Annotated in this window: 18 protein-coding genes and 3 rRNA genes; 10 read left to right on the forward strand and 11 right to left on the reverse strand. The window is 58.7% G+C overall.

Going from position 1 to position 24,973, the window contains the following annotated elements; all coding sequences use genetic code 11:
* Window positions 1-395 precede the first annotated feature (395 nt).
* The 3 genes from CSING_RS04060 to rrf all read left to right on the forward strand — a co-directional run bounded on the left by CSING_RS04060 (window position 396) and on the right by rrf (window position 5,727).
* Window positions 396-1,914, forward strand: a 16S ribosomal RNA gene (locus CSING_RS04060).
* 498 nt (window positions 1,915-2,412) lie between these two features.
* Window positions 2,413-5,487: ribosomal RNA gene (locus CSING_RS04065) — 23S ribosomal RNA — on the forward strand.
* A 122-nt stretch (window positions 5,488-5,609) separates the two neighbouring features.
* Window positions 5,610-5,727: ribosomal RNA gene (gene rrf / locus CSING_RS04070) — 5S ribosomal RNA — on the forward strand.
* Together the 16S, 23S and 5S rRNA genes form the textbook arrangement of a ribosomal RNA operon.
* A 546-nt stretch (window positions 5,728-6,273) precedes the next feature.
* Here rrf and CSING_RS04075 read toward each other — a convergent pair.
* On the reverse strand, window positions 6,274-6,984 hold the full coding sequence (locus CSING_RS04075; protein WP_042529945.1) for a GAP family protein: 711 nt from the start codon (window positions 6,982-6,984) through the stop codon (window positions 6,274-6,276).
* Between the two features lie 181 nt (window positions 6,985-7,165).
* Here CSING_RS04075 and CSING_RS04080 point away from each other — a divergent pair, with 181 nt between their 5' ends.
* A complete protein-coding gene (locus CSING_RS04080) occupies window positions 7,166-7,789 on the forward strand; it encodes a TetR/AcrR family transcriptional regulator (RefSeq protein ID WP_042529947.1) in 624 nt (207 codons plus the stop codon).
* Between the two features lie 65 nt (window positions 7,790-7,854).
* Here the strand turns inward: CSING_RS04080 and CSING_RS04085 are convergent, their stop codons facing one another.
* Genes CSING_RS04085 through CSING_RS04100 form a run of 4 tightly spaced genes read right to left on the reverse strand, consistent with a single transcriptional unit; the run spans window position 7,855 to window position 13,395 of the window.
* Complete coding sequence (locus CSING_RS04085) at window positions 7,855-8,982, reverse strand: aminotransferase class I/II-fold pyridoxal phosphate-dependent enzyme (protein ID WP_042529949.1); 1,128 nt, start codon at window positions 8,980-8,982, stop codon at window positions 7,855-7,857.
* The gene (locus CSING_RS04090) at window positions 8,983-9,621 is read right to left on the reverse strand and encodes a DUF3239 domain-containing protein (protein WP_042529951.1); all 639 of its coding nucleotides are present in this window, start codon (window positions 9,619-9,621) and stop codon (window positions 8,983-8,985) included.
* Window positions 9,622-9,625: 4 nt separating this feature from the next.
* Complete coding sequence (locus CSING_RS04095) at window positions 9,626-11,263, reverse strand: DNA repair helicase XPB (RefSeq protein ID WP_042529953.1); 1,638 nt, start codon at window positions 11,261-11,263, stop codon at window positions 9,626-9,628.
* Window positions 11,264-11,292: 29 nt separating this feature from the next.
* Complete coding sequence (locus tag CSING_RS04100) at window positions 11,293-13,395, reverse strand: helicase-associated domain-containing protein (RefSeq protein WP_042529955.1); 2,103 nt, start codon at window positions 13,393-13,395, stop codon at window positions 11,293-11,295.
* 113 nt (window positions 13,396-13,508) lie between these two features.
* On the opposite strand from CSING_RS04100, the gene CSING_RS04105 reads away from it, so the two are divergent.
* Window positions 13,509-13,694: a hypothetical protein gene (locus CSING_RS04105; RefSeq protein WP_042529958.1), complete on the forward strand. Its 186-nt coding sequence runs from the start codon at window positions 13,509-13,511 to the stop codon at window positions 13,692-13,694.
* A gap of 226 nt (window positions 13,695-13,920) precedes the next feature.
* Here CSING_RS04105 and CSING_RS04110 read toward each other — a convergent pair whose 3' ends face one another.
* A complete protein-coding gene (locus tag CSING_RS04110) occupies window positions 13,921-14,607 on the reverse strand; it encodes a resuscitation-promoting factor Rpf1 domain-containing protein (protein WP_042529960.1) in 687 nt (228 codons plus the stop codon).
* Between the two features lie 526 nt (window positions 14,608-15,133).
* Here CSING_RS04110 and CSING_RS04115 point away from each other — a divergent pair.
* Window positions 15,134-15,514, forward strand: a complete 381-nt coding sequence (locus tag CSING_RS04115) for a cold-shock protein (RefSeq protein WP_039674441.1) — start codon at window positions 15,134-15,136, stop codon at window positions 15,512-15,514.
* A gap of 144 nt (window positions 15,515-15,658) precedes the next feature.
* Here CSING_RS04115 and CSING_RS04120 read toward each other — a convergent pair whose 3' ends face one another.
* Both CSING_RS04120 and CSING_RS04125 read right to left on the reverse strand, forming a co-directional pair.
* Window positions 15,659-16,243, reverse strand: coding sequence for a DUF2771 domain-containing protein (locus tag CSING_RS04120; RefSeq protein ID WP_042529962.1), 585 nt, complete (start codon window positions 16,241-16,243; stop codon window positions 15,659-15,661).
* An 11-nt stretch (window positions 16,244-16,254) separates the two neighbouring features.
* Complete coding sequence (locus CSING_RS04125) at window positions 16,255-17,127, reverse strand: glutaminyl-peptide cyclotransferase (RefSeq protein WP_042533126.1); 873 nt, start codon at window positions 17,125-17,127, stop codon at window positions 16,255-16,257.
* Window positions 17,128-17,192: 65 nt separating this feature from the next.
* Here CSING_RS04125 and CSING_RS04130 point away from each other — a divergent pair, with 65 nt between their 5' ends.
* From CSING_RS04130 to CSING_RS04140, 3 genes are all read left to right on the forward strand, one after another.
* Complete coding sequence (locus CSING_RS04130; protein ID WP_236684066.1) at window positions 17,193-17,822, forward strand: DUF3027 domain-containing protein; 630 nt, start codon at window positions 17,193-17,195, stop codon at window positions 17,820-17,822.
* Between the two features lie 123 nt (window positions 17,823-17,945).
* Window positions 17,946-19,349, forward strand: a complete 1,404-nt coding sequence (locus CSING_RS04135; RefSeq protein ID WP_042529966.1) for an NCS2 family permease — start codon at window positions 17,946-17,948, stop codon at window positions 19,347-19,349.
* A gap of 42 nt (window positions 19,350-19,391) precedes the next feature.
* Window positions 19,392-20,213 carry a TrmH family RNA methyltransferase gene (locus tag CSING_RS04140; RefSeq protein ID WP_042529968.1) on the forward strand — a complete coding sequence of 274 codons (822 nt, stop codon included), beginning with the start codon at window positions 19,392-19,394 and terminating at the stop codon, window positions 20,211-20,213.
* Here the strand turns inward: CSING_RS04140 and CSING_RS04145 are convergent.
* From CSING_RS04145 to serC, 3 genes are all read right to left on the reverse strand, one after another.
* Window positions 20,165-20,995 carry a DUF6928 family protein gene (locus CSING_RS04145; protein WP_042529970.1) on the reverse strand — a complete coding sequence of 277 codons (831 nt, stop codon included), beginning with the start codon at window positions 20,993-20,995 and terminating at the stop codon, window positions 20,165-20,167. The genes CSING_RS04140 and CSING_RS04145 overlap by 49 nt on opposite strands.
* Before the next feature lie 6 nt (window positions 20,996-21,001).
* Window positions 21,002-22,195 carry a septation protein SepH gene (gene sepH / locus CSING_RS04150; protein ID WP_042529972.1) on the reverse strand — a complete coding sequence of 398 codons (1,194 nt, stop codon included), beginning with the start codon at window positions 22,193-22,195 and terminating at the stop codon, window positions 21,002-21,004.
* 134 nt (window positions 22,196-22,329) lie between these two features.
* Window positions 22,330-23,460, reverse strand: a complete 1,131-nt coding sequence (gene serC / locus CSING_RS04155; protein WP_042529974.1) for a phosphoserine transaminase — start codon at window positions 23,458-23,460, stop codon at window positions 22,330-22,332.
* A 150-nt stretch (window positions 23,461-23,610) separates the two neighbouring features.
* Between serC and CSING_RS04160 the strand changes: the two genes are divergently transcribed.
* Window positions 23,611-24,903 carry a citrate synthase gene (locus CSING_RS04160; protein ID WP_083280829.1) on the forward strand — a complete coding sequence of 431 codons (1,293 nt, stop codon included), beginning with the start codon at window positions 23,611-23,613 and terminating at the stop codon, window positions 24,901-24,903.
* Window positions 24,904-24,973: the final 70 nt, after the last annotated feature.

Consider the following 24,973-nt stretch of genomic DNA (forward strand, 5'->3'; position numbering starts at 1 on the left):
TGTGGGTTGGTTGGGTAGGCTTGTTCGGGCCGCTTGCGGGAGGTTAACGTTTGGTTAATTTTCTTGTGGTGTGCGGATGATGTGTGAGAACTCAATAGTGTGCCAATGTACTTTTTTGTGTTGGTTGGTTTTTATTGTTCTGGCTGTGTTGTGCTGTGTGTGCGGCATGGTTGGTGTATGCCGGATGGCGCTTTTTCAAGCGGCGTCATTGTAAATAACAGTAAGTTGTTTGGGCGTATTGATTTAAATCTTCTAACGTGGCCAGCCTCCTGTATCCCCGTCGGGTTGGGGGTTGGTTGTTGATTTTTTCTTTATGTAATTTTTGGATATGCCAGTCCGTGCTGTGCACGGTTTGGTTTGTCTTTTTGTCTAGGTTTGGGCTTTTCACGGCCTTTTTTGTGGAGAGTTTGATCCTGGCTCAGGACGAACGCTGGCGGCGTGCTTAACACATGCAAGTCGAACGGAAAGGCCCTAGCTTGCTAGGGTGCTCGAGTGGCGAACGGGTGAGTAACACGTGGGTGATCTGCCTTGTACTCTGGGATAAGCTTGGGAAACTGGGTCTAATACCGGATAGGAACTGCCTTTAGTGTGGTGGTTGGAAAGTTTTTTCGGTGCAAGATGAGCTCGCGGCCTATCAGCTTGTTGGTGGGGTAATGGCCTACCAAGGCGTCGACGGGTAGCCGGCCTGAGAGGGTGTACGGCCACATTGGGACTGAGATACGGCCCAGACTCCTACGGGAGGCAGCAGTGGGGAATATTGCACAATGGGCGGAAGCCTGATGCAGCGACGCCGCGTGGGGGATGACGGCCTTCGGGTTGTAAACTCCTTTCGACAGGGACGAAGCTTTTTGTGACGGTACCTGTATAAGAAGCACCGGCTAACTACGTGCCAGCAGCCGCGGTAATACGTAGGGTGCGAGCGTTGTCCGGAATTACTGGGCGTAAAGAGCTCGTAGGTGGTTTGTCGCGTCGTCTGTGAAATTCCGGGGCTTAACTCCGGGCGTGCAGGCGATACGGGCATAACTTGAGTGCTGTAGGGGAGACTGGAATTCCTGGTGTAGCGGTGAAATGCGCAGATATCAGGAGGAACACCGATGGCGAAGGCAGGTCTCTGGGCAGTTACTGACGCTGAGGAGCGAAAGCATGGGTAGCGAACAGGATTAGATACCCTGGTAGTCCATGCCGTAAACGGTGGGCGCTAGGTGTAGGGGGCTTCCACGTCTTCTGTGCCGTAGCTAACGCATTAAGCGCCCCGCCTGGGGAGTACGGCCGCAAGGCTAAAACTCAAAGGAATTGACGGGGGCCCGCACAAGCGGCGGAGCATGTGGATTAATTCGATGCAACGCGAAGAACCTTACCTGGGCTTGACATACACCAGATCGCTGCAGAGATGTAGTTTCCCTTGTGGTTGGTGTACAGGTGGTGCATGGTTGTCGTCAGCTCGTGTCGTGAGATGTTGGGTTAAGTCCCGCAACGAGCGCAACCCTTGTCTTATGTTGCCAGCATTTTRGTTGGGGACTCATGAGAGACTGCCGGGGTTAACTCGGAGGAAGGTGGGGATGACGTCAAATCATCATGCCCCTTATGTCCAGGGCTTCACACATGCTACAATGGTCGGTACAACGCGCAGCGACACTGTGAGGTGGAGCGAATCGCTGAAAGCCGGTCTTAGTTCGGATTGGGGTCTGCAACTCGACCCCATGAAGTCGGAGTCGCTAGTAATCGTAGATCAGCAATGCTGCGGTGAATACGTTCCCGGGCCTTGTACACACCGCCCGTCACGTCATGAAAGTTGGTAACACCCGAAGCCAGTGGCTCAAACTTGTTAGGGAGCTGTCTAAGGTGGGATCGGCGATTGGGACGAAGTCGTAACAAGGTACCCGTACCGGAAGGTGCGGGTGGATCACCTCCTTTCTAAGGAGCATTATTTTTTAACACCAGTTGGTGTTTAACCATCCAGACCCCCTTTCTTTTTGTGGGTGTGTGGTGGTTGTGGTGGTTGATGTAGACGCGTGTTCTGCTGCCACCAATTTTTTTAATCGGGTGGAGATACACCTTAACCAGAGTCTTAATTTATCTAATCGACGCAAGTTACTTTTTTCTTTTGTATGTTGGTGCATTGTTGGGTGTCTGGGGCATTATCCCCTGGTTGTAACCCATGCTGGTAACACACTGTCGAAGCCTTGTTGCTTGGTGGTGGTTGTGGTGTGGGGTGTTGTGTGAGAACTGTATAGTGGACGCGAGCATTAAACTGCATGCTTGCCACTGCTTTTACTGACTTTTGTTGGTGTGCTTTGTGGTGGTGGGTGTGTGGTTTGTGTGATTTCTGTTCTTTTGTGTTTTGTGTAGTTCACGCCGGCCGCATACGTGGTGATGGTGCTTTTGGCATTGTTGTTGTGTGTGGTTGGTTGTGTGTTCGTTATTGAGGGCGCATGGTGGATGCCTTGGCATGCTGAGCCGATGAAGGACGTGTAAGGCTGCGTTAAGCCTCGGGGAGTTGTCAATAAAGCGTTGATCCGAGGATGTCCGAATGGGGAAACCTGGCACCTGTTATGGGGTGTTACCCTTCAGTGAATTCATAGCTGTTGTGGGGGTTTACGCGGGGAAGTGAAACATCTCAGTACCCGTAGGAGGAGAAAATAAAATTATGATTCTGCTAGTAGTGGCGAACGAACGTGGATGAGGCTAAACCGTATGCATGTGATACTTGGTAGGGGTTGTGTGTGCGGTGTTGTGGGGCCCGATTTTAAGCTAGCTACCACTGGTTTGCGTGGGTGTTGTTGTTAGGCGAAGTGGTGTGGAAACACTAACCGTAGAGGGTGATAGTCCCGTAGTTGAAGACTTCAGCATCTGTGTGGTTGGGTGCCCGAGTAGCAGCGGGCTCGTGGAATCTGCTGTGAATCTGCCGGGACCACCCGGTAAGCCTAAATACTTAGTGTGACCGATAGTGTATGAGTACCGTGAGGGAATGGTGAAAAGTACCCCGGGAGGGGAGTGAAATAGTTCCTGAAACCATGTGCTTACAATCCGTCAGAGCACCTTTTTTTGTGTGTGATGGCGTGCCTTTTGAAGAATGAGCCTGCGAGTCAGCGGCATGTCGCGAGGTTAACCCGTGTGGGGTAGCCGTAGGGAAACCGAATCCTAATGGGGTGTTTTAGTGGCATGTCCTGGACCCGAAGCGGGGTGATCTACCCATGGCCAGTGTGAAGCAGCAGTAAGATGCTGTGGAGGCGCGAACCCACGTAGGTTGAAAACTGCGGGGATGAGCTGTGGGTAGGGGTGAAAGGCCAATCAAACTCCGTGATAGCTGGTTCTCCCCGAAATGCATTTAGGTGCAGCGTCGCATTAGCTTGGTGGAGGTAGAGCTACTGGTTGGTTGAGCGGGACTACAATCTTAGCAATGTCAGCCAAACTCCGAATGCCATCAATYGTGTTGTGCGGCAGTGAGACTGTGGGGGATAAGCTTCATAGTCGAGAGGGAAACAGCCCAGATCGCCGGTTAAGGCCCCTAAGGGTGTGCTAAGTGGAAAAGGATGTGGGATCGCGAAGACAGCCAGGAGGTTGGCTTAGAAGCAGCCATCCTTGAAAGAGTGCGTAATAGCTCACTGGTCGAGTGGTCCTGCGCCGACAATGTAGTGGGGCTCAAGCACACCGCCGAAACCGCGGCAATAACTTGTTATTGGGTAGGGGAGCGTCGTGCATGTKTKGAAGCGTTACCGTAAGGAGGCGTGGAGTGTGTGCGAGTGAGAATGCAGGCATGAGTAACGAATTGGAAGGTGAGAATCCTTCCCGCCGGATGACTAAGGGTTCCTGGGTCAAGTTCGTCTTCCCAGGGTGAGTCGGGACCTAAGGCGAGGCCGACAGGCGTAGTCGATGGATAACCAGTTGATATTCTGGTACCCGTATGTCCGCGCCCATGATAAAGCACTGATACTAACCACCGCGGATATGATTGATGTGTTCTTTGAACACGTTGGTTGTTGATGTCGTGGGGCCTGATGTGTGGTTCAAGTGATGGGGTGACACAGAGTAGTAGCCATGCCGCTTAGTGGATTGTTGGTGTAAGCGTGTGAGGTGGTGTGTAGGTAAATCCGCACACCGTATAGCCTGAGGCGTGATGCGTAGCCCGATTGGGGTGAAGTTGGTGATCTAGTACTGTCGAGAAAAGCCTCTAGCGATGTGGATGTATGGCCCGTACCCTAAACCGACACAGGTGGTCAGGTTGAAAATACTAAGGCGTTCGGGTGAACTGTGGTTAAGGAACTCGGCAAAATGCCCCCGTAACTTCGGAAGAAGGGGGACCACACGACTTAAACCAGTCTKTGCGCTGGTGGTGGGTTGTGGGGTCGCAGAGAATAGAGGGAAGCGACTGTTTATCAAAAACACAGGTCCATGCGAAGACGTTAAGTTGATGTATATGGACTGACGCCTGCCCGGTGCTGGAAGGTTAAGAGGACCGGTTAGTCAACTTTGTTGGCGAAGCTGAGAATTTAAGCCCCAGTAAACGGCGGTGGTAACTATAACCATCCTAAGGTAGCGAAATTCCTTGTCGGGTAAGTTCCGACCTGCACGAATGGCGTAACGACTTCTCTGCTGTCTCAACCACAGGCCCGGTGAAATTGCACTACGAGTAAAGATGCTCGTTACGCGCGGCAGGACGAAAAGACCCCGGGACCTTCACTATAGCTTGGTATTGGTGTTTGGTTCGGTTTGTGTAGGATAGGTGGGAGACTATGATACGCGTGCGCCAGCACGTGTGGAGTCGTTGTTGAAATACCACTCTGATCGGATTGAGCATCTAACCTTGGCCCATGATCTGGGTTGGGGACAGTGCCTGGTGGGTAGTTTAACTGGGGCGGTTGCCTCCCAAAATGTAACGGAGGCGCCCAAAGGTTCCCTCAGCCTGGTTGGCAATCAGGTAGCGAGTGTAAGTGCACAAGGGAGCTTGACTGTGAGACAGACATGTCGAACAGGGACGAAAGTCGGGACTAGTGATCCGGCACCTACTTGTGGATGTGGTGTCGCTCAACGGATAAAAGGTACCCCGGGGATAACAGGCTGATCTTCCCCAAGAGTCCATATCGACGGGATGGTTTGGCACCTCGATGTCGGCTCGTCGCATCCTGGGGCTGGAGTAGGTCCCAAGGGTTGGGCTGTTCGCCCATTAAAGCGGCACGCGAGCTGGGTTCAGAACGTCGTGAGACAGTTCGGTCTCTATCCGCCGCGCGCGTTGAAACTTGAAGAAGGCTGTCCCTAGTACGAGAGGACCGGGACGGACGTACCTCTAGTGTGCCAGTTGTTCCGCCAGGAGCATCGCTGGTTGGCTACGTACGGAAGGGATAACCGCTGAAAGCATCTAAGCGGGAAGCCTGTTTTAAGATGAGGTTTCATTTGAGGTCCCCTACAGACGATGGGGTTGATAGGCCAGACCTGGACACACCGCAAGGTGCGAAGGCTACTGGTACTAATAGACCAAAACAAACACACCAAACAAACAATGGTTTGGGGAATAAACACAAACACGAAGACAAAAAGTCACTGTCGCTCGCGTCCACTACACAGTATCTGACACAACACACACAACCAGACCAGGTGTGCTCTACGTGTTTGTCGGTGGCCTATAGCAGCAGGGAAACGCCCGGACCCATTCCGAACCCGGAAGCTAAGCCTGCCCGCGCTGATGGTACTGCAACCGGGAGGTTGTGGGAGAGTAAGAAACCGCCGACATTAAACAACAAACAAACAACTCAATACAGAGACAGGGGTCCTAGACGACACAACGTCTAGGACCCCTTTCCTCTTTTTGTTTTCATCAGCATCACCGGCACACGCTGCTGCCGTTGTAAAAGTGCAGACCTGAAAGTCGACACACCCAGCTGGCCCAACACCCACCCAAACCAGACTGAATCAGCCACCTGCGGGTCTGCACTTATAGGCCACGGCACCACGATCTAGTTCAAGGGAATCGGCTCTGCGGGAACTGTCACGCCCTGGTACGCCGCGGAGTCGCTACCTATCCTTAGTTCGACGGACACATAGCTGGTCCGGCCACGCGCCACAACTGTGCCGGTGAGGGCATTCATTTCAGGTCTAGTCGCGGGCTACAGTTCCCCTAAAGTTAGCTGTCTCGCCAAAGTCTATGGTTTCCTCTACAAGTCAAAGCAAAACTAGCCCCCCGGCCGCTATCGTGGCGGGCCGGGGGGGGCTAGTTTTACAGGAAAGATAGGCAGGAGGTCTTCAGCCGACGATCCCGCGGAAGGGCTAACCTGGCACTCAACCGATCAATCCGAGTCCTTCTGCACTCGATGCCGCCATGTAGACTCCCACAATTGCCGCGATCCACAGCAACGTCACTTTCGCTTCATACTCCAGCCGACGGATGGCGCGCTCCAGACGGGGAAATACAGCCGGCCCTGCTGCGCCTGCAATGACAGCCATAAGAGTTGCCGGAAGGACCATGATGATGCAGTACCCCGCAATAAGCGCGACCTTGCCGCTAAACCCGAAAGACATAGACTGGATAATTCCCATTGCGCCTAGGTAGGGCAACATCGTCGCAGCCTCGACAACGGCAGCAGCTAGCGCAAGCCCCACCATGCCGGTCGCGCTCAGTGACGCGCTCCGTGCAAGGCGTGAAGCCCGACTCGTTGGCACAGTGTTGCCGGCGGTCTGTGTGGACTTGGGCTTTTTGGGGTTTGGCGAGAACACACCGAAGACGAAAAGCCCTGCGCCCAGAACAAGCGTCATCCACCGGAACCAGTCAGTCTCGCTTGCTCCAGAAAGCCTCGATATCGCCGCATCGAACCCTAATAGAAGCGCAAGGCCAAGGCAGAAATATGCCGTGGCGATCGTAGCGAGATAGGTGCCCAATAGGCCTAAACGTACTCGTCGCCAGATAACAATCAGGGCGATAGGAATGACAAGGGTACCTGCACTCAAACTATCTACGAGTGCAAGGCCGGCAAGGGGAAGGAAGTCTGACATGGAATTCTCCAGTAGTCGGGTGTTCGAGGGGGGTTGACCTTAGCTTCGCGAAAGGCCTTAATCCCGATTTATACGTTCGTATTAATCGTGCGGTTGGTACGATTGTATGAGGCGCAATGCGCGAGTGCAACTACACTCATGAATGGCTCATCGCATTTGAGCCACGGAAGATTGGAGATCCATGTCTGTTGATCGCACCACACCCATCACTGGCACCACCGCCGTGATCGCTGATGCTGCGATTCGAGTGATGGTCAGCCAGGGGCTCGATGCCCTTAGCGTGCGCAATGTCGCCGCTGAGGCTGGCGTCGCTCCTGGGACTGTCCAGTACCATATGGGTAAACGGGACGACATCATCGCGAAAGCTTTTGTCAGGTCATTGCAGCGCCAAGAGTCGCGGGCACTTACGCAAACCGATGCGACGGATTTTCACGCGATCTTCCACGGTCGCCTGGCCGAGCTTTTGCCAATTGGACCTGTCCAGCGCGAGGATTCCGCAGTGTGGGTCATTGTGGGAGCTGCTGCCTCGACGCGCGAATGGCTGGCTGACTTATACGACGCCGAGGTGAGGAAGTTTCGAGCGCGAGTGTCTGAAGGTCTCGAAGTAGCGCAACGTTTCGGAAAGTTAGCCCGAGGGCTGTCGCCTGAGCAAGGTGCTCGTCTTGTCACTGCACTGGTCAACGGGCTGACGATCGACTACCTCAATGCGCCTGTGGACTCGGCGAAGCAGTTGCTGGCAGACCTTGCTTCGGGGCTCGCGCTGATTGTAGAACCCGGTTCTGCTAAAGGCCAGAACAGAATGTAGGGGCTGAAAGCCGTTAAAGACAAGAACGCGCAGGGCAGTGAAGGCAAGCTTAGGAGCCTGAATTCTTAGGACTCTGCAGTTAGACGCCGCACGGCTTCACGGATGACCCCGGGGCGCTTGCAGAAGGCGAAGCGCACTTTGTGCTTCCAAGGCTCAGGATTGTCCGTAAAGGCGGCCAACGGGATGGCAGCCACGCCTTTTGTCGTGGGCAGCTGCATGCAGAAGTCGATGCCGCTTAAACCAGTAGAGGAGACATCGGCAACCACGTAATAGGTGCCGCCGGTGTCGTGGACGTGGAACCCTAGCTGCTCGAGCCCTTCTACGAGGATGCTTCGGCATTCTGCGAGCTCAGCCACCATTCCATTCAGCCATTCCTTTTCATAGCGCAGGGCATGTGCAACGGCGGGCTGGAATGGCGTGGTGGACACGAAGGTGGTGAACTGCTTGGCTTTGATGACGCCGTCGAGAAGCTTAGGCTCCGCAATGGCCCAGCCAGTCTTCCACCCGGTGCAGTTGAAAGACTTGGCGGCAGAAGACACCGTGACCGTGCGCGAAGCCATCCCCGGCAGGGAAGCGATGCTGACGTGTTCGGTGTCGAAGGTGAGGTTCTCGTAGACTTCATCGGCGAGAACCAGCAGGTCTCTTTCCACGCAGAGTTCTGCGAGTTCACACAGTGCCGCACGAGAGAAGACCGAGCCCGTCGGATTGTGCGGAGTATTGATGATGATCATGGCGGTGTTGTCCGTGATGGCCGCGCGCACGGCGTCGACGTCAATGTCCCAGCTGTTCCCTGATTCTTTTAAGGGGACGGGGATGCGGGTGGCGTCGGCAAGCGCTACGGCCGCGATGTACGCATCGTAGTAGGGCTCAAGGACGATGACCTCCTGGCCGGGCTCCACCAGGCCCAAGACTGAGGCGGTGATCGCTTCGGTGGCGCCGGCGGTGACCACGACGTGGTCCTGGGGAACCGAGTAGGTCTCCGCGATGGCACTGATCAGCTCCGGTACTCCGCGCAGAGGTGCGTACTGGTTGTTCCCATGAGCGATGTTCTCCTGGGCAATCTCCAGCATGCGCTGCGGGCCATCACTATCGGGGAATCCCTGGCCCAGATTTACCGCGTCATTCTCTACGGCGAGCGCGGTCATGGTGGCGAAGATGGTTTCGTCGAATTCTTGCAGTCTCTCAACAGTCATTTAGAGCACCAACAGGTCATACTTCGTGGCCTTCACGTCAGACAGGCGCTTGCGCGCGCGTTCGAGACGCTGCCATTGGTCTTCCGGGATGGACTTGCGCGCTACGGTAACTGTTTCCGCATCCGGGGTGCCCCACGCGATGGGCATAGGGGTGATCTGCTGCCAATGCTCCTTGTCGCTGGAGCTACGCTGGCCAGAAACAGCCGCAACCGGAACCTTGGTGCCCACCGTGCGCTTGATGCCCGGGATGTTGCTCACCGTGCGCAGGCACACGCCCCAGCGCGGCGTGGCCTTCGGGTCCACGTTGGTGTTCACCAGCGCGAGAAGCACCATGTCGCGCTCATTGACCTCAGCCACAACTGCGGGCGCAAGAGGATAGGAGTCATACAGCTTCTGCGCCGAGCCCACCTGGCGGGAGGCCAGCACACCAATGACCGCGCAGAAAATACCGAAGAGCACCATGCCCAATCCCACGGTAATGCGCCAGGCGGCATCAATGCCGAAGTACAGCGCAATGCCGCCAATGATGAGCAGCAATCCCATAACGAGACCGGAGTTGCGCAGGCGTGAGGAATCGCGCAGGAGCTCGTTGTTCTGCTTGGCAAAGTCCTCGTGGACATTAAACTTGAAAATCTTCATTGGTTCACAAGTCTACTGCGTCCACCAGCCGGTAGGCATACCCTTGCTCCGCTAAAAAACGCTGGCGGTGCATGGCGTACTCCGAATCAAGGGATTCACGCGCCACGAGAGTGTAGAACGTGGCCTCCTGCCCGTCCTTCTTCGGGCGCAGCAGACGGCCGAGGCGCTGTGCTTCCTCCTGCCGGGAGCCAAAGGTACCGGAGACCTGGATTGCCAAGGCTGCCTCGGGCAGGTCGATGGAAAAGTTAGCCACCTTGGACACCACGAGTGTGTTAAGTTCGCCATCGCGGAACTGTTGGAAGAGTTTTTCGCGCTTGGCGGTGGAGGTTGTGCCGTCGATGACGGGGGCGTGAAGGTGCGTGCCTAATTCTTCGAGTTGGTCCACGTAGGCACCGATGATGAGTGCTTGCTGGCCTTCATGTTTCTTCAGTAGCTTGTCCACGGTGCGGAGCTTGGCGCTTGCCGACGCCGCAATTCTGTACCTATCCCGTGACTGCGCTGTGGCATAGAGCATGCGCTCTTCCTGCGTCATGTCCACGCGCACTTCGACGCAGTCCGCGGTGGCGATGTAACCTGCGGACTCCAGCTCCTTCCAGGGTGCGTCATAGCGCTTGGGCCCGATGAGCGAGAAAACATCGCCTTCGCGGCCATCCTCGCGCACGAGGGTGGCGGTAAGTCCCAGACGGCGGCGTGATTGGAGGTCGGAGGTCATGCGGAAGACTGGGGCAGGGAGTAGGTGAACTTCGTCGTAAATGATGAGGCCCCAATCGTGGGAATCAAAGAGCTCAAGCGCTCGGTATTCGCCCTTCGTCTTGCGAGTCACCATCTGGTAGGTGGCGATGGTAATCGGCTTGATCTCCTTCTTTTCGCCGGAGTATTCGCCGATCTCATTCGGGGTGAGGCTCGTGCGGCGCAGCAGCTCATCGCGCCACTGGCGGCCAGCAACTGTGTTGGTGACGAGGATGAGGGTAGTGGCTTGGGCCTTGGCCATCGCGGCGGCACCCACGATGGTCTTACCTGCGCCACAGGGCAGAACGACGATGCCGGAGCCGCCCGCCCAGAAGGACTCGGCGGCGTACTGCTGATAATCGCGCAACTGCCAGTCCACTTCATCGGTACTTAAACGCATGGGGTGTGATTCGCCGTCGACGTAGCCGGCGCGGTCATCTGCCGGCCAGTTGGCCTTGAGCAGCTCCTGCTTGAGCCGCCCACGGGCAGAGGGTGGAACCGCAACGGTGTTGTCGTCGATGCGCTGACCCAGCAGCTCACCCACCTTCTTGCGGCGCGTGAGTTCTTCCAGGATGGCGGGCTCATCTGATTCGAGGATGAGGCCGTGGGCCGGGTGGGCTAGGAGGCGGACGCGGCCGTAGCGGGACATGGTCTCGGCGACGTCGATAAGCAGCGCCTGCGGCACCGGAAAGCGGGAGTAGCTCTCCAGAACATCGACTACTTGCTCGGCATCGTGGCCGGCTGCGCGCGCATTCCACAAGGCCAACGAGGTAATCCGGTAGGTGTGAATGTGCTCGGGCGCGCGCTCGAGCTCAGCAAACGGGGCGAGCGCGGCACGGGCCTGGGTGGCCTGCGGGTGGTCGACCTCAAGGAGGACGGTTTTGTCCGACTGGACGATGAGCGGTCCGGGCATGGTGGAACCGAGTCCTTTCTGGTGTGCTGTTAAACGTCGTTGGCGAACCGAACAGTGGAAATACGGTGCACGGGGAATCGCACGGGCTTGCCGCTCGCGCCCAGGGCATCGATGTAGCCGCCTTCGACGGACAGCGGCTTCACCGTGACGGTGCGGATGGTGCCGCTCTTGTCGGCATAGGAAATCACAATATCGGTGTGGACGCGCGCGGCAGCTCGGGCCAGCGCGAGCGGATCCGCTTCCTCCTCATTGTGTGTGCTGGGGGTCTGTCCTGATGTCCGCAGGTTCTGCACCGCCTGGTCCACCGAGGCGGGCGTGCGGGTAGTGGCCGTGGCACGGGGCGTGGGCAGAAGATACGGCTCCGGTGCCACTGCGATCGAGGCGCCGGACTCATCCTCCGGGGTAGGAGACAAGCCCTGAGCCCGGAGTTTCTCCAGCAGCTCGCCAACGCGCAGTGGGGAGACCGCGACCGTTGGAGCAAGCAGTCGCAGTTCGGAGACCGAAGCGGCAGCGAGTTCCATCAGCGCGGGGTCCTCACTACGCAGATATGACAGTGCAGGTCCGCTGCGGAGAGTGCCGTGGCGCTTGGCGACGTCCCCGATGGCAAACCCCAGCGCCTGTGGCACGCCCATGGGTGAATGTTTCTCTAAGAATTCCGTCATCTCCGCAGCGGTGAGGCCGTGGTCCATGCCGCGGCGAATGGTGGATTCGCTCATGCGGTACACACTGGCCAGGCCGGGGGATTCAAGATCAGCCAGAGACGTTAAGGTGCGGTGCGTAGCTGGCTCGAGCGGCCCCGGCACGAGGATGGTGAGATCCTGCTGGATGATGAACTCGGAGACCGTGTCGGGGACGAGATCAGCAGCGGCAGAGGAGTTGTTGAGCACCCGTGTGGCTTTGCCCATCGCCACCGCACCGATCCATTCGGCCTCGGCACGCAGCTTCTCGATGGTGAGTGTGCGGGTATGGCTAGCGAAAAGCGGCGATCTAAAGCGCAGCTCTTCCCAGAATTCTTCTTCAGTGAGCGCAACTGCGGAGTGGGCGTAGACGTCGAGGACGAACGCTCGGAAGTGGGATAGACGGCGCACGTGAGTGTCCTCAGACAGCGCACGGGTGCCGTCCCAACTGGCCCAGGGGGAGTCGCGCCAGGCGTCGAGAAGAATGCGCCACTTTTCCCCGAGCTCAGCCACGAGCCAGTCGTGTGATCCCGTGGTGGGGGCGAGGAAGTGTCCTTCGAGGCTATCCGGCTCGCCGCGGTGTAGGAGACGGGCATGGTGGCCAAGGTTGATGAGCTGTGCGGCTTCCTCTTTGTCCACATCGAGTTCCTTGGCAAGCTGGGAAAGGGAGCGCACGCCTACCGAGGAATCCTTGAGCAGCGCCTCCGGATGAGCCCCCAACACCTCAATGAGCTGCTCCATGGTGCGCACAACCTCCAAGCCCGCGGCCGCACCGACATCATCCGCCTTCGAATCCGGCTCCGGGATACCGGCGCGCCCGGACGGTGTCGTGGGGATGGGTGGGGTGGTATCCCCGGCAAGAATTCGTGCGAGGGAGCGTGGAAGGCGCACTGAGTGCGCGTTGATGCGCTCGAGAAACCCCTTGGCCAGAAGGCGTTTGGTGGGGTCCTCGGAGTTACTGTCGGGCTCCGTGTTGGTGGTGTACCCCGCGCCTTCACTTTTAGCTAGCGTGCCGAGAATCCGGCGTTCATCGTCCGGTAGTTCCGCGATGTCCTCCTCGCTGAACTCACGGCGGTTGAGCAGTGACCACCCCGTGGGGAGTGCGCCCATTACGCCGGTCACGATGCGCACCTGAGGGGCATCCCCAAAAACGAGGCCGCGCTCCTTGAGCTGTTGTGTGACCTTTGGGTTGGTGTCATCCACCATGCCAATCTCACCGCCGCGCTGCGCAATGTCCTCCAGAACTGCGAGTTGTTCTGCGTTGCTATGCGCAAGGGCATCGACGACGTGCATCGGCAGAGTAAGACGCGAGGCTAACGCACCGAAGTCCTTCGGTGCCGGGGCCAAGGTTTCTCTGCGGTGGCTGAGCAGGGCGCGGAGGTCCTCCTCAGGCAAGTGGCTAAGCCATTCGCGGTAGCTGTCGGTGACGCGGGCGCGCTTCTTAGGGGAGGTCATGATGGGCCCCTAGTTTAGTTGCTGGGAAGGACTGGTAGGGAGCGGGGGAGGATTGGGGCACTTGTTGTTCAGTTGAGTTACTTTTTGGCGCGCGGTTTGGAATAATGAGGGGTATGTCGAATGAGAACAAAGGCCACATTTCCCCGGCTTGGCCGAAGAATAGCCCCCGTGAGCACGCCATCACCGAAATCTCCGCACCGTTTGCCGGCGCTTCCAGCCCTTTCGGTGATGATCTGATTTTGCCGATGCCGGCAGAGAAGCTGAACTACGTTCACCCGTACACCCGCATCAACCGCTAAGAGAATGTGCAGATAGCTGCGCATTCATCTACGGTGAGGCCGCGCCTTACGCGGCAAGTTTAACGCCCCTCCGAGAATGTTCTCCTCGGTGGGGCTATGCCTCGTGTTCAGGATATTTCCCTAAAGGATGAGCTGAGGGGGTAAAAACAGAAAGACCGGCTGGATTGTCCAGCCGGTCTATTGTTTGTCGCGCTCAGTTTCTAGGACTGCTGAGCAGTGGTTCCCATTAGGACTCCTGAGCGGCGATGATGCTCAGGAACTGAGCCAGCGGGTCGATGACGTGGCGGTTCGCGGAGTAGAAAGCATCAAAGTCGTGGCGGTTGGCCTTGTACTGCTCGGTGAAGGAAGCCGGGATGGTCAGGCCGTACTGGGTGGCGGTGTCCTCGACGAGGGTGTAGAGGGCATCAACGGCCAGCTCGTCGGTTGGCTGCTCCTCGGCAGCTTCCTTCACGACCTCCGGTGCGTCGGCCGGAGCCTCCGGTGCGGTCTCTTCCTTAACCGGAGCCGGGGTTGCGGCCGGTGCCGGAGCAGCGCTGACGTTGCGCGGGGTCGGGGCGGAGTTCAGGCCCAGGCTTGCGGAGCAAGCCGGCCATGCGCCCCAGCCCTGCTGCGCCAGGGTGCGCTCAGCAACAGCGATCTGCTGCTCGCGGGTTGCCAGGTTAGCGGTCGGAGCGAATTCGCCGCCGCCGTATGCCTGCCAGGTCTGAGCGTTGAACTGCAGTCCACCGTGGTAGCCGTTGCCGGTGTTGATAGCCCAGTTACCGCCGGACTCGCACTGTGCGAGGCGGTCCCAGTCAGAATCCGGAGCAGCAGCGGCGTTCGGAGCCATGATGGCTGCAGCAGCACCCACGGCAACGGTGGAAGCGGCAAACTTGGTAGCGATGGACTTGTTCTTAGCGGAGTGGCGTCCCATTAAAGTATTCCTTCTCTAGGTTGTCTCTTGCGTTCTCGCGCCCAGATAGTGCCCAGTCCGGCAGATGTTTATGTATTCGATGTTCATATTCATGCACATCATTAGTGGCCGCTGTGTGAAAGCCCGGACTGTGTCTGGGGCGAGACTTCCACGACTGGCGGCCGAAGTGCCTGAGGGAAAGGGTAGCCGTTTATAACGAAACAGTCACGTTATTTGGCTCAAAACGGTAACGGAAGCGTTGGAATCGCAGTGTTTTCCCTGCTCGCTTCGGGAATGTTATCTATGTCACACGGGTAACGGGTGTGGTGGGTGTGGCGATACATAACGTGGGTTTCTTCGGTGGGGTGTCAAAGGTTAGAATGAATCTCTTTATTAGTTCCACCGGAAAGTTCCTGCGCGCGGTCTTAGGAGTCTGAGCTAAGCGTCGCCGCGCCTCCTTGTTCCGGAAGTGGAGCGCTCATGGGCCCACGGCCTGGTGGCGCCTACACTTGCATAGGAGAGACGGAAAGAAAGTGAGTGAAGAACCATGCCAATCGGCAAAGTGAAGTGGTATGACGCCGACAAGGGCTTCGGCTTTGTCAGCAACCCGGGCGATGAAGACGTCTACGTGGGCCGCAACGTGCTGCCCAAGGGCGTCGACGAGCTGTTCCAGGGCCAGCGCATTGAGTTCGACTTCGCGGCCGGCCGTCGCGGTCCGCAGGCCCTGCGCGTGAAGGTTCTGGATGCCCCACGCCGCCGCACCCCGGCTCGCAAGCCGGAGGAGCTGTCGAGCATGTTGTCTGATGTCATGACGTTGCTTGAGACCCAGGTCCAGCCGGTTCTTAGCCAGGGTCGCTACCCAGAACGCAAGACTGGACGTCAGGTAGCAGAGATTCTGCGCGCCATTGCGAAGGACTTGGATAGCTAGGGCCTAAAGCTTTTAGGCCGATAGCTCGAAAGTGCCCTAGCTGACGAAAGTTAGGCTGATTTTTCAATGATCAGTCGTAAGTTTGGCAGCTAGGGCACTTTTCGATCGTGGAGGCGCGTGGGGCAACGCGCCGCAGCGCCGCTATTACTCTGCTGGCGCTTCGGCGTCGCCGGTAGCCTTGGACTCCTTGAGTTCATCTTCGCTCAGCGTGGACAGAGACCACACAGTGTGCATGGGAGTCTCCTCACCGTTGGCATCATGGCCAATCATGAGGGTGGAAATCTCCACCACCTTCAACAGTGGGCGCTCACCGGTGGACGCTTCAATCGGGGCGACGGAGCCGGGGATCTCCACCGAGGTGGTTTCGTTGGCGCCGTGGGCAGTGCTGTCATTGGCGGCCGGATCATCGTAGATGGACAGTACGGACCACTCGTGGTTTGAGATCGCCTCGGGGATGTCGAGCTTGAGCGTGTCATCGGGGCCCACCGTGAGGTTGGGGACGTCACCTTCCTCGCACTCAGTGCCCGGCTCGCAGATGCTGTATGGCGAAACCTCGATGGTTTCATCGCCCACCGTGGCCGTGATGGTGACATCCTTCGGCTCCGGGCCCGGACGGTCATTCCACCACTTCTGGAACAGCACCACTGCTACAACGATTACCGCTACGGCGATAATGAGCGCCAGAAATTGCAGTAGTGACTTTTTCCTTGCTTGCTTCACGGTTGCCATGGCTGTGAATCCTACTCGAAGCGAACCCGGTACAGGTCATCCCAGAGCTTGCCGGTGATCCAAAACTCGTCCGTGCCTGGAATATGGGCGATGCCGTTGAGGACGGCATTGGGGTCCTCGTAGGGGCGGTGCTGGAGACGTGCCGTATCGATGACGGCGGTGACGTCGCCAGAGCTAGGGTCGATGCGCAGGATGTCGTCGCTCATCCACACATTGGCGTACACCTGACCGTCGACGCATTCCAGCTCATTGAGATTGTCCACCGGGGATCCGTTAAGAGTGACGTTAGTGCGCGGGCCAAGCTCGGCAAAGGTGTCAGGGTGCAGGTGGCGTAGCGTGGCGGAGCCATCGGACATGATGAGCTCGTGTCCCGCGTTGCACAGCCCCCAGCCTTCGCCGTCGTAGTCCACCCGGTTGATTTCGTCGAAGGTGGTGGCATCACGCAGGATAGCTGTGCCGGATTTCCATGTCAGCTGCCAGATGCCGGCATCGGTTTGTGTGATGCCCTCACCAAAATAGGAGTTGTTGAGTGCGATTTCCTGGAGTGGGTTAAGCGAACCTGGGCGAACTCGAAGCAGGCGTGATTCCCCATATTGACCTGTACCAATGAGCAGGTTGCCCGCGGTGTCCACTTCCAAGCCTTGGGTGAAGGTGTGGGGGAGGAGAGGCTTCGTCTCCAGGACTGTGGCACTGAGGCGCTCGGGGGACGCAGTGCTTGCCGACGTCCCCTCGGCCCCCACCTGCGCCGTCTCCACCGTCTCAGGCGCCGCTGGATCCACACCACCAGGTGTGGAAGAGCAGGACGACAGCGGCGCGAGCAGCGCTGCAGCAGACAACGTAGCGGTGAGAATGCGGGACGCGCGAGTGAGGCGGGGGAGGGTCATGTCTGTCATTGTGCACTATGGTGACGGCCGTGATGAATAATGAGAGGGTGACTCGCAAGAAAAAGATGCATTCCCCGCTTCTCGATTCCGCCGCGGTCGACCTGGCGCGCCGGGCAGTGGAGGAGGTGGGTGAGGGGGACGTCGGCAAGCACCGCGGCGTTGCCGGAGTGGGCCGCAACGTGGCCACCCACCGTTTTGATGCCCACGTCCCGGGTTATCCGGGCTGGGAGTGGCACGCCGTCGTTGCCTGCGCCGAAGGCTCGCGAACACCGACTGTCAATGAGGTTGCGCTCGTCCCTGGTGGGCACGCGCTCCAGGCCCCGGAATGGGTTCCCTATTCCGAGCGACTGCGCCCAGGTGACCTCGGCCCCGGCGATCTCATGCCGCCGGCACCTGATGATGAACGCCTACACGATGGTGAGCTCTCTGAGACCGGCCTTCAGGAGGCCAAGGATCGGTGGCGCAAGAAGTACGGGCCGACAACGGAGATGGCATCGCAGGCGCAGCTGCAGTGTAAAACCTGTGCCTTTTACCTCACACTTCTGCCCAATTACGGTGTCTGCGCCAATGAATACTCCGCCGACGGCAAGGTCGTTCACGCCGCCTATGGCTGTGGCGCACATTCCGGGACGACCATTCGTGAAGAAGGATCGGAACCGGAGCGGCCCTTCGACGACGAGAAGCCGATTTTCTAATGGTGGCTTTTTACCTGCACGAAGCAGTAATGCACGTGTGGGTTTTGCATTTTAGGGGTCAGATGGAGCACTCTTAGCTGGTAAAACTTCATTTCTCTAGATAGTAAGGGGCGCTCTCTCACGATGAACGCAGCTATCGACCGCTATTTCAAAGTCACCGAACGCGGATCCACCATCGGCACCGAGGTCCGTGCCGGTGTGGTCTCGTTCTTTGCGATGGCCTACATCATTCTCCTGAACCCTCTCATCCTGGGTACCTCGGAAGACTCTGCGGGTACCACCCTGGGCATCCCACAAGTCGCCGCTGCAACGGCGCTGGTTGCCGGTGTTATGACCATCGCCTTCGGCGCCATTGCGCGTTATCCATTCGCCATGGCTGCAGGCCTGGGTATGAACACCTTCGTTGCCGTGACGATGGTGTCCATCAACGGCCTAGAGTGGCGCGAGGCCATGGGCCTCGTCGTCATCGAGGGCATCATCATTGTCCTGCTGGCTATCTCCGGCTTCCGCCAGGCTGTCTTCGATGCCATTCCCGCCTCCATGAAGGCCGCGATGGGCGTCGGCATTGGCATGTTCATCGCGCTCATCGGTTTCGTTGATGGTCACTTCGTTACCCGCGTCCCAGATGCGGCGATGACGACCGTTCCGGTGGGCCTCGGCATTAATGGTTCGATCTCCACGTGGCCCGCCTTCGTCTTCATCGTGGGTCTAATCCTGTCCAGTTTCTTCGTCATCCGTCAGGTACGTGGCGGCCTGTTCATCGGCATTGTTATCACCACGATTATTGCCATGATCATCCAGGCTCTCACTGGTTCTGAGGAGTGGGGCATGGCCACCCCAGAGGTTCCCGATTCCTTGGGCGGCCTGCCGGACCTTTCCATCGTGGGTCAGGTCGACCCGATAAGCGCCTTCACCAAGCTGGGTGTGGTCTCCACCGTGCTGCTCATCTTCACGCTGCTGCTCACCAACTTCTTCGACGCCATGGGCACGATGAATGGCTTGGGCAAGCAGGCTGACCTCGTCGATGAGCAGGGCAACCTGCCGGACATGAAAACGGCGCTGGTTGTCGAAGGTTTCGGTGCCGTTGCTGGTGGTGCGGGTTCGGTCTCGTCCAACACGGTGTTCGCTGATTCTGCCGCCGGTATCGGTGACGGCGCCCGAACTGGTCTCGCCAACGTGGTCACCGGTGTCATCTTCCTGCTGGCCATGTTCCTCACTCCGCTCTACGAAATTGTGCCGATTGAGGCCGCCGCCCCAGTGCTCGTCATCGTCGGTGTCATGATGGCCGCACAGCTCAAGGACATTGAGTGGACCCGCATGGACCAAGCAATCCCGGCCTTCCTCACCATTGTGGTCATGCCGTTTACCTATTCCATTGCTAACGGTATTGGCGTGGGCTTCATCGCCTACGCTCTCATGGCGACTTTCGCCGGTAAGGCCAAGAAGGTGCATTGGATCATGTGGCTTGTTGCAGCCCTCTTCGTGGTCTACTTCGCCATGGGGCCGATTACCGCAGCGCTGACCTAGGGAGGTTCGGACCAAGACTGGGCCACCGCTAGACTGGGGCGCATGCGTTTGATCATCGATGACCCGGAAGACCCTCGCCTGGACGATATCCGCGATTTGAAGCACGCGGATAAGTCCGGCGAGGGTTTCGTCTTTGGTGAAGGCCCCCTCTGTGTGGAGCGCCTGCTGGCTTCGCGTTTTCCGGTGCGCTGCATTATCGGATTCGAGGCCAAGCTGGACACCTTCCTTGCCACGCACGACGTGGGGGACATCCCCGTGTACCAGGTTACCCGCCACACCCTGGGGGAAGTCACCGGCTTTGATATGCACCGCGGCCTCGTCGCAGCAGCAGACCGCGCCGAGGCGTGGAGCGTGGATGAGGTCATCGCCGGTGCACGCACCCTCGCCATTATGGAGGGCGTCGGGGATCATGAAAACATTGGTTCCCTCTTCCGCAATGCCGCCGGCATGGAGGTGGATGGCATTCTGCTCGGCTCGGGTGCGGCCGACCCGCTCTATCGACGCTCGGTGCGCGTCTCGATGGGTCATGTGTTGCGCCTGCCGTGGGCGCGCTTCGATGGCGGATTCACTACGTGGCAGCGTGGATTGGAGACACTGCGTGAGCAGGGCTTCAGGCTCGTCTCGCTGACCCCGCATCCCGAGGCTGTGCACATTGCGGACGCCCTCGACGGTGCAGACAAGGTGGCGCTGCTTGTGGGTGCGGAGGGACCAGGGCTGACTGAGCATGCGATGAAAGCTACCGACGTGCGTGCCCGCATCCCCATGGCGGAGGGAACCGATTCGCTCAACGTGGCGACGTCGGCGGCCATTGCGTTTTATGAGCGCCAGCGCTGCCAGAGATTCCGCGAGGTCGACACCGCATAGCGGCGCACTAACCCGCCCAAGTGCTTGGCGGTGCGCACAATCTCTTCACCCGTGGAATCCGGCTCAAGATCGTGCTCCTCATAGTCGTCATAGTCATGAAGGCCGAGCTTCGCCACCGAGGTGCTGGCTACCTCAGCCACGCTGCGGCGGGGCGGGGGTGTGTCAACCTTGGGCTCTGGGCGGCCATCGGTGGCATAGCCCACGACGTCCACATCCGGACCATCAGCGCCGACCTCGATGCCCAACCAGTAGGCTTGGGCAGCTTCGGTTATGCTCTGCGGCTCGAAGGGGAGTGCAATGCCGCCGGCTGGCTCGTCTTTCTCGCCGGCCCAGTAGGGAGCCTCGAACGTCTCGGGAAGTCCGTGATCCTCATAGAGATTGACACGGGTTCCGCACAAGGAACGGCGCAGGCGCGGGCCCGTCCAGTGTGCGAATCCTGCGTAACCCGTCTCCGGATTGGAGGTGAACGCATAGATCTCATGCGCCGGAACGGCTTCCCGCAGAGTACGCGAGAGCTGCGAGAGAATGAGCTGATCATCACTGATGATTGTCTGAACCACGGTGACGCCTGGGTAGCCGCCGATATAGAACTCGCTCGTACCAGGCTCAGCGGAGCGGTTAAGCGGGAACTGACCAATCGGCGTCACGGGGAGTGCAGGATTGAGTTGAGCCAGGAATTTCCGGCCGAAGCCGCGATCGGCCTTGGGCTCACCGCGGAGGACCTCGGCGGGGTCAGCAGCAGTGACGTACCAGAGAGTGAGAACGGCGCTTTGAGTTTCCACGGCAGGTTACTCGCGGGGACGCTTCGTGGTGGAACGAACGCCGAGCAGCACATCCTCCCAGTGCGGGGTGACGGCCTTGCGGCGGCGCTTGGTGGGCTTGGGCTCCGGATCGGGGTTCTGGAGGAAGTCCTCGTCCACGCCGGTGTCCTTGCTCTTCTCCGCGTCGGTAACGGGGTCCGCGGAGCCCTGGCTGTCTTCACGGTGAGCAGCATCGGTGGAGGCCTCTGCGCCCGGCTCCTCGCCGCCGCGCGGCGAAGGCAGGACGGAGGGCTCCGCGTAATGCTCGGCGGAGTCAGCGTCCGAAGCGCTGCCCGAGTACACGGACAGATCCGTCACCCCCGGGTCACCGGCGCGCGCAGACTCAATGTCCTCGTGCTCGTCGAACTGCCCGCGGCCGTCAATGGCCTCGTCATAGCGCTCGCCACGCCCCACTGAAGTCAGGGAGCGTACCGGTTGCACAAAGTCCGGGTCCGTCAGGTCAGCGGCTACAGAGTTGCGAGCCTCCACGGTGGCGGGGGAGGTCATGGTCTGCTTGAACGTCCACTCCGCCTCGTTGGCAGACAGGCCTGCTTTCCACGTGATACGTAGAATCCACGGCTCGCCTTGGTGGCGGTAGGCATCCCACGTCGACTCCGACAGTGAGTGCCCGCGCGCCGCGAAAGCCGTAGCGAGGATTTCCCACAGCGTTAGCTTGGCCGGCCCATCGTCGCGGATGGGGTGTGCCTGCTTGGCGACGTCCGCAATCCTCGCCCTTTCCAGCAACACCGGGTGTGCAAAAGGTTCGATACGAGATTCCGGCACACCGAGTTCTTCCGCCATTTCTGCGGTGGACGCGCCGGCGCGGATACGTGCCTGGATCTCGTTCGGGCGCAGGCTCATCGCCTGCGTGGAGGATGACTGCGAATCGTGGGCGCTCTGAGAGGAGGGCACTACGGTGTGAAGACCCCGGGGAGGCTCGTGTGCGGTAGCTGGCGATGGGGTGGTGCTTGTGGTTGCCGTGGTGTGGTCCGAACCCTGGTCTGCCGACGAGTTGGCTGAGGCTGTGGAGTCTTTAGATTCCGAGGTCTCGCTGGAGCTAGCAGGAGCGAGCAACTCACGAAGCTCGTCGGTGACCTCGAGGAAAAACTCCTCACCATCCTCTGCCCGGAGAACGAGCGAGGAGTCAGTTGAGTCGCTGGGTGCGAGGAAAATCTCGCGCATGGTGGCGCTCCTTAGCCTGGTAGCGGACATGTGATGAAGTCCACTTTACCCAGAACATGCCCCGAACTCTGGCAAGAGCGCGGGGCATGTTGAGGAGGTAGGTGAATTTGTGCTGGGACTAACGGTTGCTGGGACTAACGGTTGTCCAGAACGTAGTCGATGGCCTGGGTGAGCTTCGTGACGTCCTCGGAATCGATAGCCGGGAAGAGGCCCACACGCAGCTGGTTACGGCCCAACTTGCGATAAGGCTCGACATCGAGAATGCCGTTGGCGCGCAAAGTCTTGGCTACCGCTGCAGCGTCAACCGAATCGTCGAAGTCAATCGTTCCGACGACCAGAGATCGAGCGGAAGCATCCTGCACGAATGGGGTGGCCTCCGGGCGCGATTCAGCCCAGCTGTACAGGATGCTGGAATTCGCCGTGGTGCGCTTGACCATGCCGTCGAGGCCACCATTAGCGTTCATCCACGTCACCTGGTCATCGAGCATGAGCAGCGTGGCTACCGCGGGGGTGTTGTACGTCTGGTTCTTGCGAGAGTTGTCCACGGCAGTCTGCAGATTAAGGAAGGCTGGGATGAAGCGATCGGAAGAGTTGATCTTCTCAATGCGCTCCACGGCAGCCGGGGACATAGCGGCCAACCACAGGCCACCGTCGGAGGCAAAGCACTTCTGCGGGGAGAAGTAGTAAACGTCCGTCTCAGACATATCGACCGGAAGGCCGCCCGCGCCAGAGGTGGCATCGATGACGACGAGCTGGTCAGTAGCGTCGGGGTTCGGGCGGGTGACCGGAACCATGGCGCCGGTGGACGTCTCGTTGTGAGCCCACGCGATGACATCCGCGCCGGTGGCCTCGGCCGCCTTCGGGTCCGGTGCGGTGCCCACTTCTGCCTCGGTGACGAGTGGCGCATCGAGCCACGGAGCTTTGCCAGCAGCCTTTGCAAACTTGGAGGAGAACTCGCCGAAACTCAGGTGTGCAGACTGCTTCTCAATGAGTCCGAAGGTGGCTGCATCCCAGAATGCGGTAGCGCCGCCGAGGGACAAGACAATCTCATAACCTGCAGGAAGGGAGAAAAGGTCGCTCAAACCCTCACGGATGGAGCCAACCAGATTCTTTACGGCCGGCTGGCGGTGGGAGGTACCAATGATGGTGCCTGCGCCGGCCCTGATTGCCTCAATTTGGGCGGGGCGAACCTTGGACGGGCCGCAGCCGAACCGGCCGTCGGCAGGAAGGAGATCTGCTGGCAGGGAGAGTTCTGAGTTGCTCATGGGGGCAGTGTAGCCTAATTTCGTTCGCGCACTAGGTACTTTGCCAGGATTGCCAATGTTGGCAGAGTCACAAGTTTTGATAAAGTGTGAAGAGGTTTAATTAAGCCGCTTCGGCGTGAGCCGGAATGGCATGTTGAGAAAGGAAAGCACGTGGCTTCTGAAGAGAACAAGGTTGTACTGCACTACCCTGGTGGCGAGTACGAGATGGACATCAAGCAGTCCACCGAGGGTGACTCCGGTTTCGATATTGGCAAGCTCCGCAACGAGACTGGCCTCGTTACCTTCGACCCGGGTTACGCAGCTACCGGTTCTACTGAGTCCAAGATTACGTTCATTAATGGTGAGGAAGGCATCCTTCGCCACCGCGGTTATGACATTGCGGACTTGGCTGAGAACGCCTCCTTCAACGAGGTCTCTTACCTGCTGATTAAGGGCCACCTGCCGAATGAGGACGAGCTGTCCAAGTTCAACACGGAAATCCGCCACCACACCCTGCTGGATGAGGACTTTAAGGCCGCATTCAACATCTTCCCGCGCAACGCGCATCCCATGGCGGTGTTGGCTTCCTCCCTTAACATTCTGTCTGCGTACTACCAGGACCAGCTCAACCCGCTGGACCCGGAGCAGCTGGACAAGGCAACCGTGCGACTTCTGGCTAAGGTGCCGATGCTGGCCGCGTACGCATACCGCGCATCCCAGGGTAAGCCGTACATGTACCCGGACAACAAGCTCAACGCGCGTGAGAACTTCCTGCGCATGATGTTCGGTTACCCGACCGAGGAGTACGAGGTTGACCCGGTTGTTGCTAAGGCCCTGGATAAGCTTCTTATTCTCCACGCTGACCACGAGCAGAACTGCTCCACGTCCACGGTTCGCATGATTGGTTCCGCACAGGCCAACCTGTTTGTTGCTATCGCTGGTGGCATCAACGCCCTGTCTGGCCCGCTGCACGGTGGTGCTAACCAGGCCGTTCTGGAGATGCTTGAGGACATTCAGAACAACCACGACGGTGACGCTACGGACTTCATGAACCGCGTGAAGAACAAGGAAAAGGGCGTTCGCCTCATGGGCTTCGGCCACCGCGTGTACAAGAACTACGACCCGCGCGCGGCTATTGTCAAGGAGACCGCACACGAGATCATCGACCACCTCGGTGGCGACCCGATGCTGGACCTGGCTATGAAGCTGGAGGAGATTGCGCTCAACGACGACTACTTCGTCTCCCGCAAGCTCTACCCGAACGTGGACTTCTACACCGGCCTCATCTACCGTGCCATGGGCTTCCCGACGGACTTCTTCACCGTCCTCTTCGCCATCGGCCGTCTGCCGGGCTGGATTGCTCAGTACCGCGAGCAGCTGGAGCTCAACACCAAGATCAACCGCCCGCGCCAGATTTACACCGGCGAGACCCTGCGCAAGGTTACCCCGCGCAGCGAGCGCTAAACCGTACGCTGATACGGTGCGGCGCATAGCTCATACGCTGCGCTTCTAGGGCCGGGCCACCCGTTACCCC

This window comes from Corynebacterium singulare, from assembly GCF_000833575.1.
Lineage (GTDB): Bacteria > Actinomycetota > Actinomycetes > Mycobacteriales > Mycobacteriaceae > Corynebacterium > Corynebacterium singulare.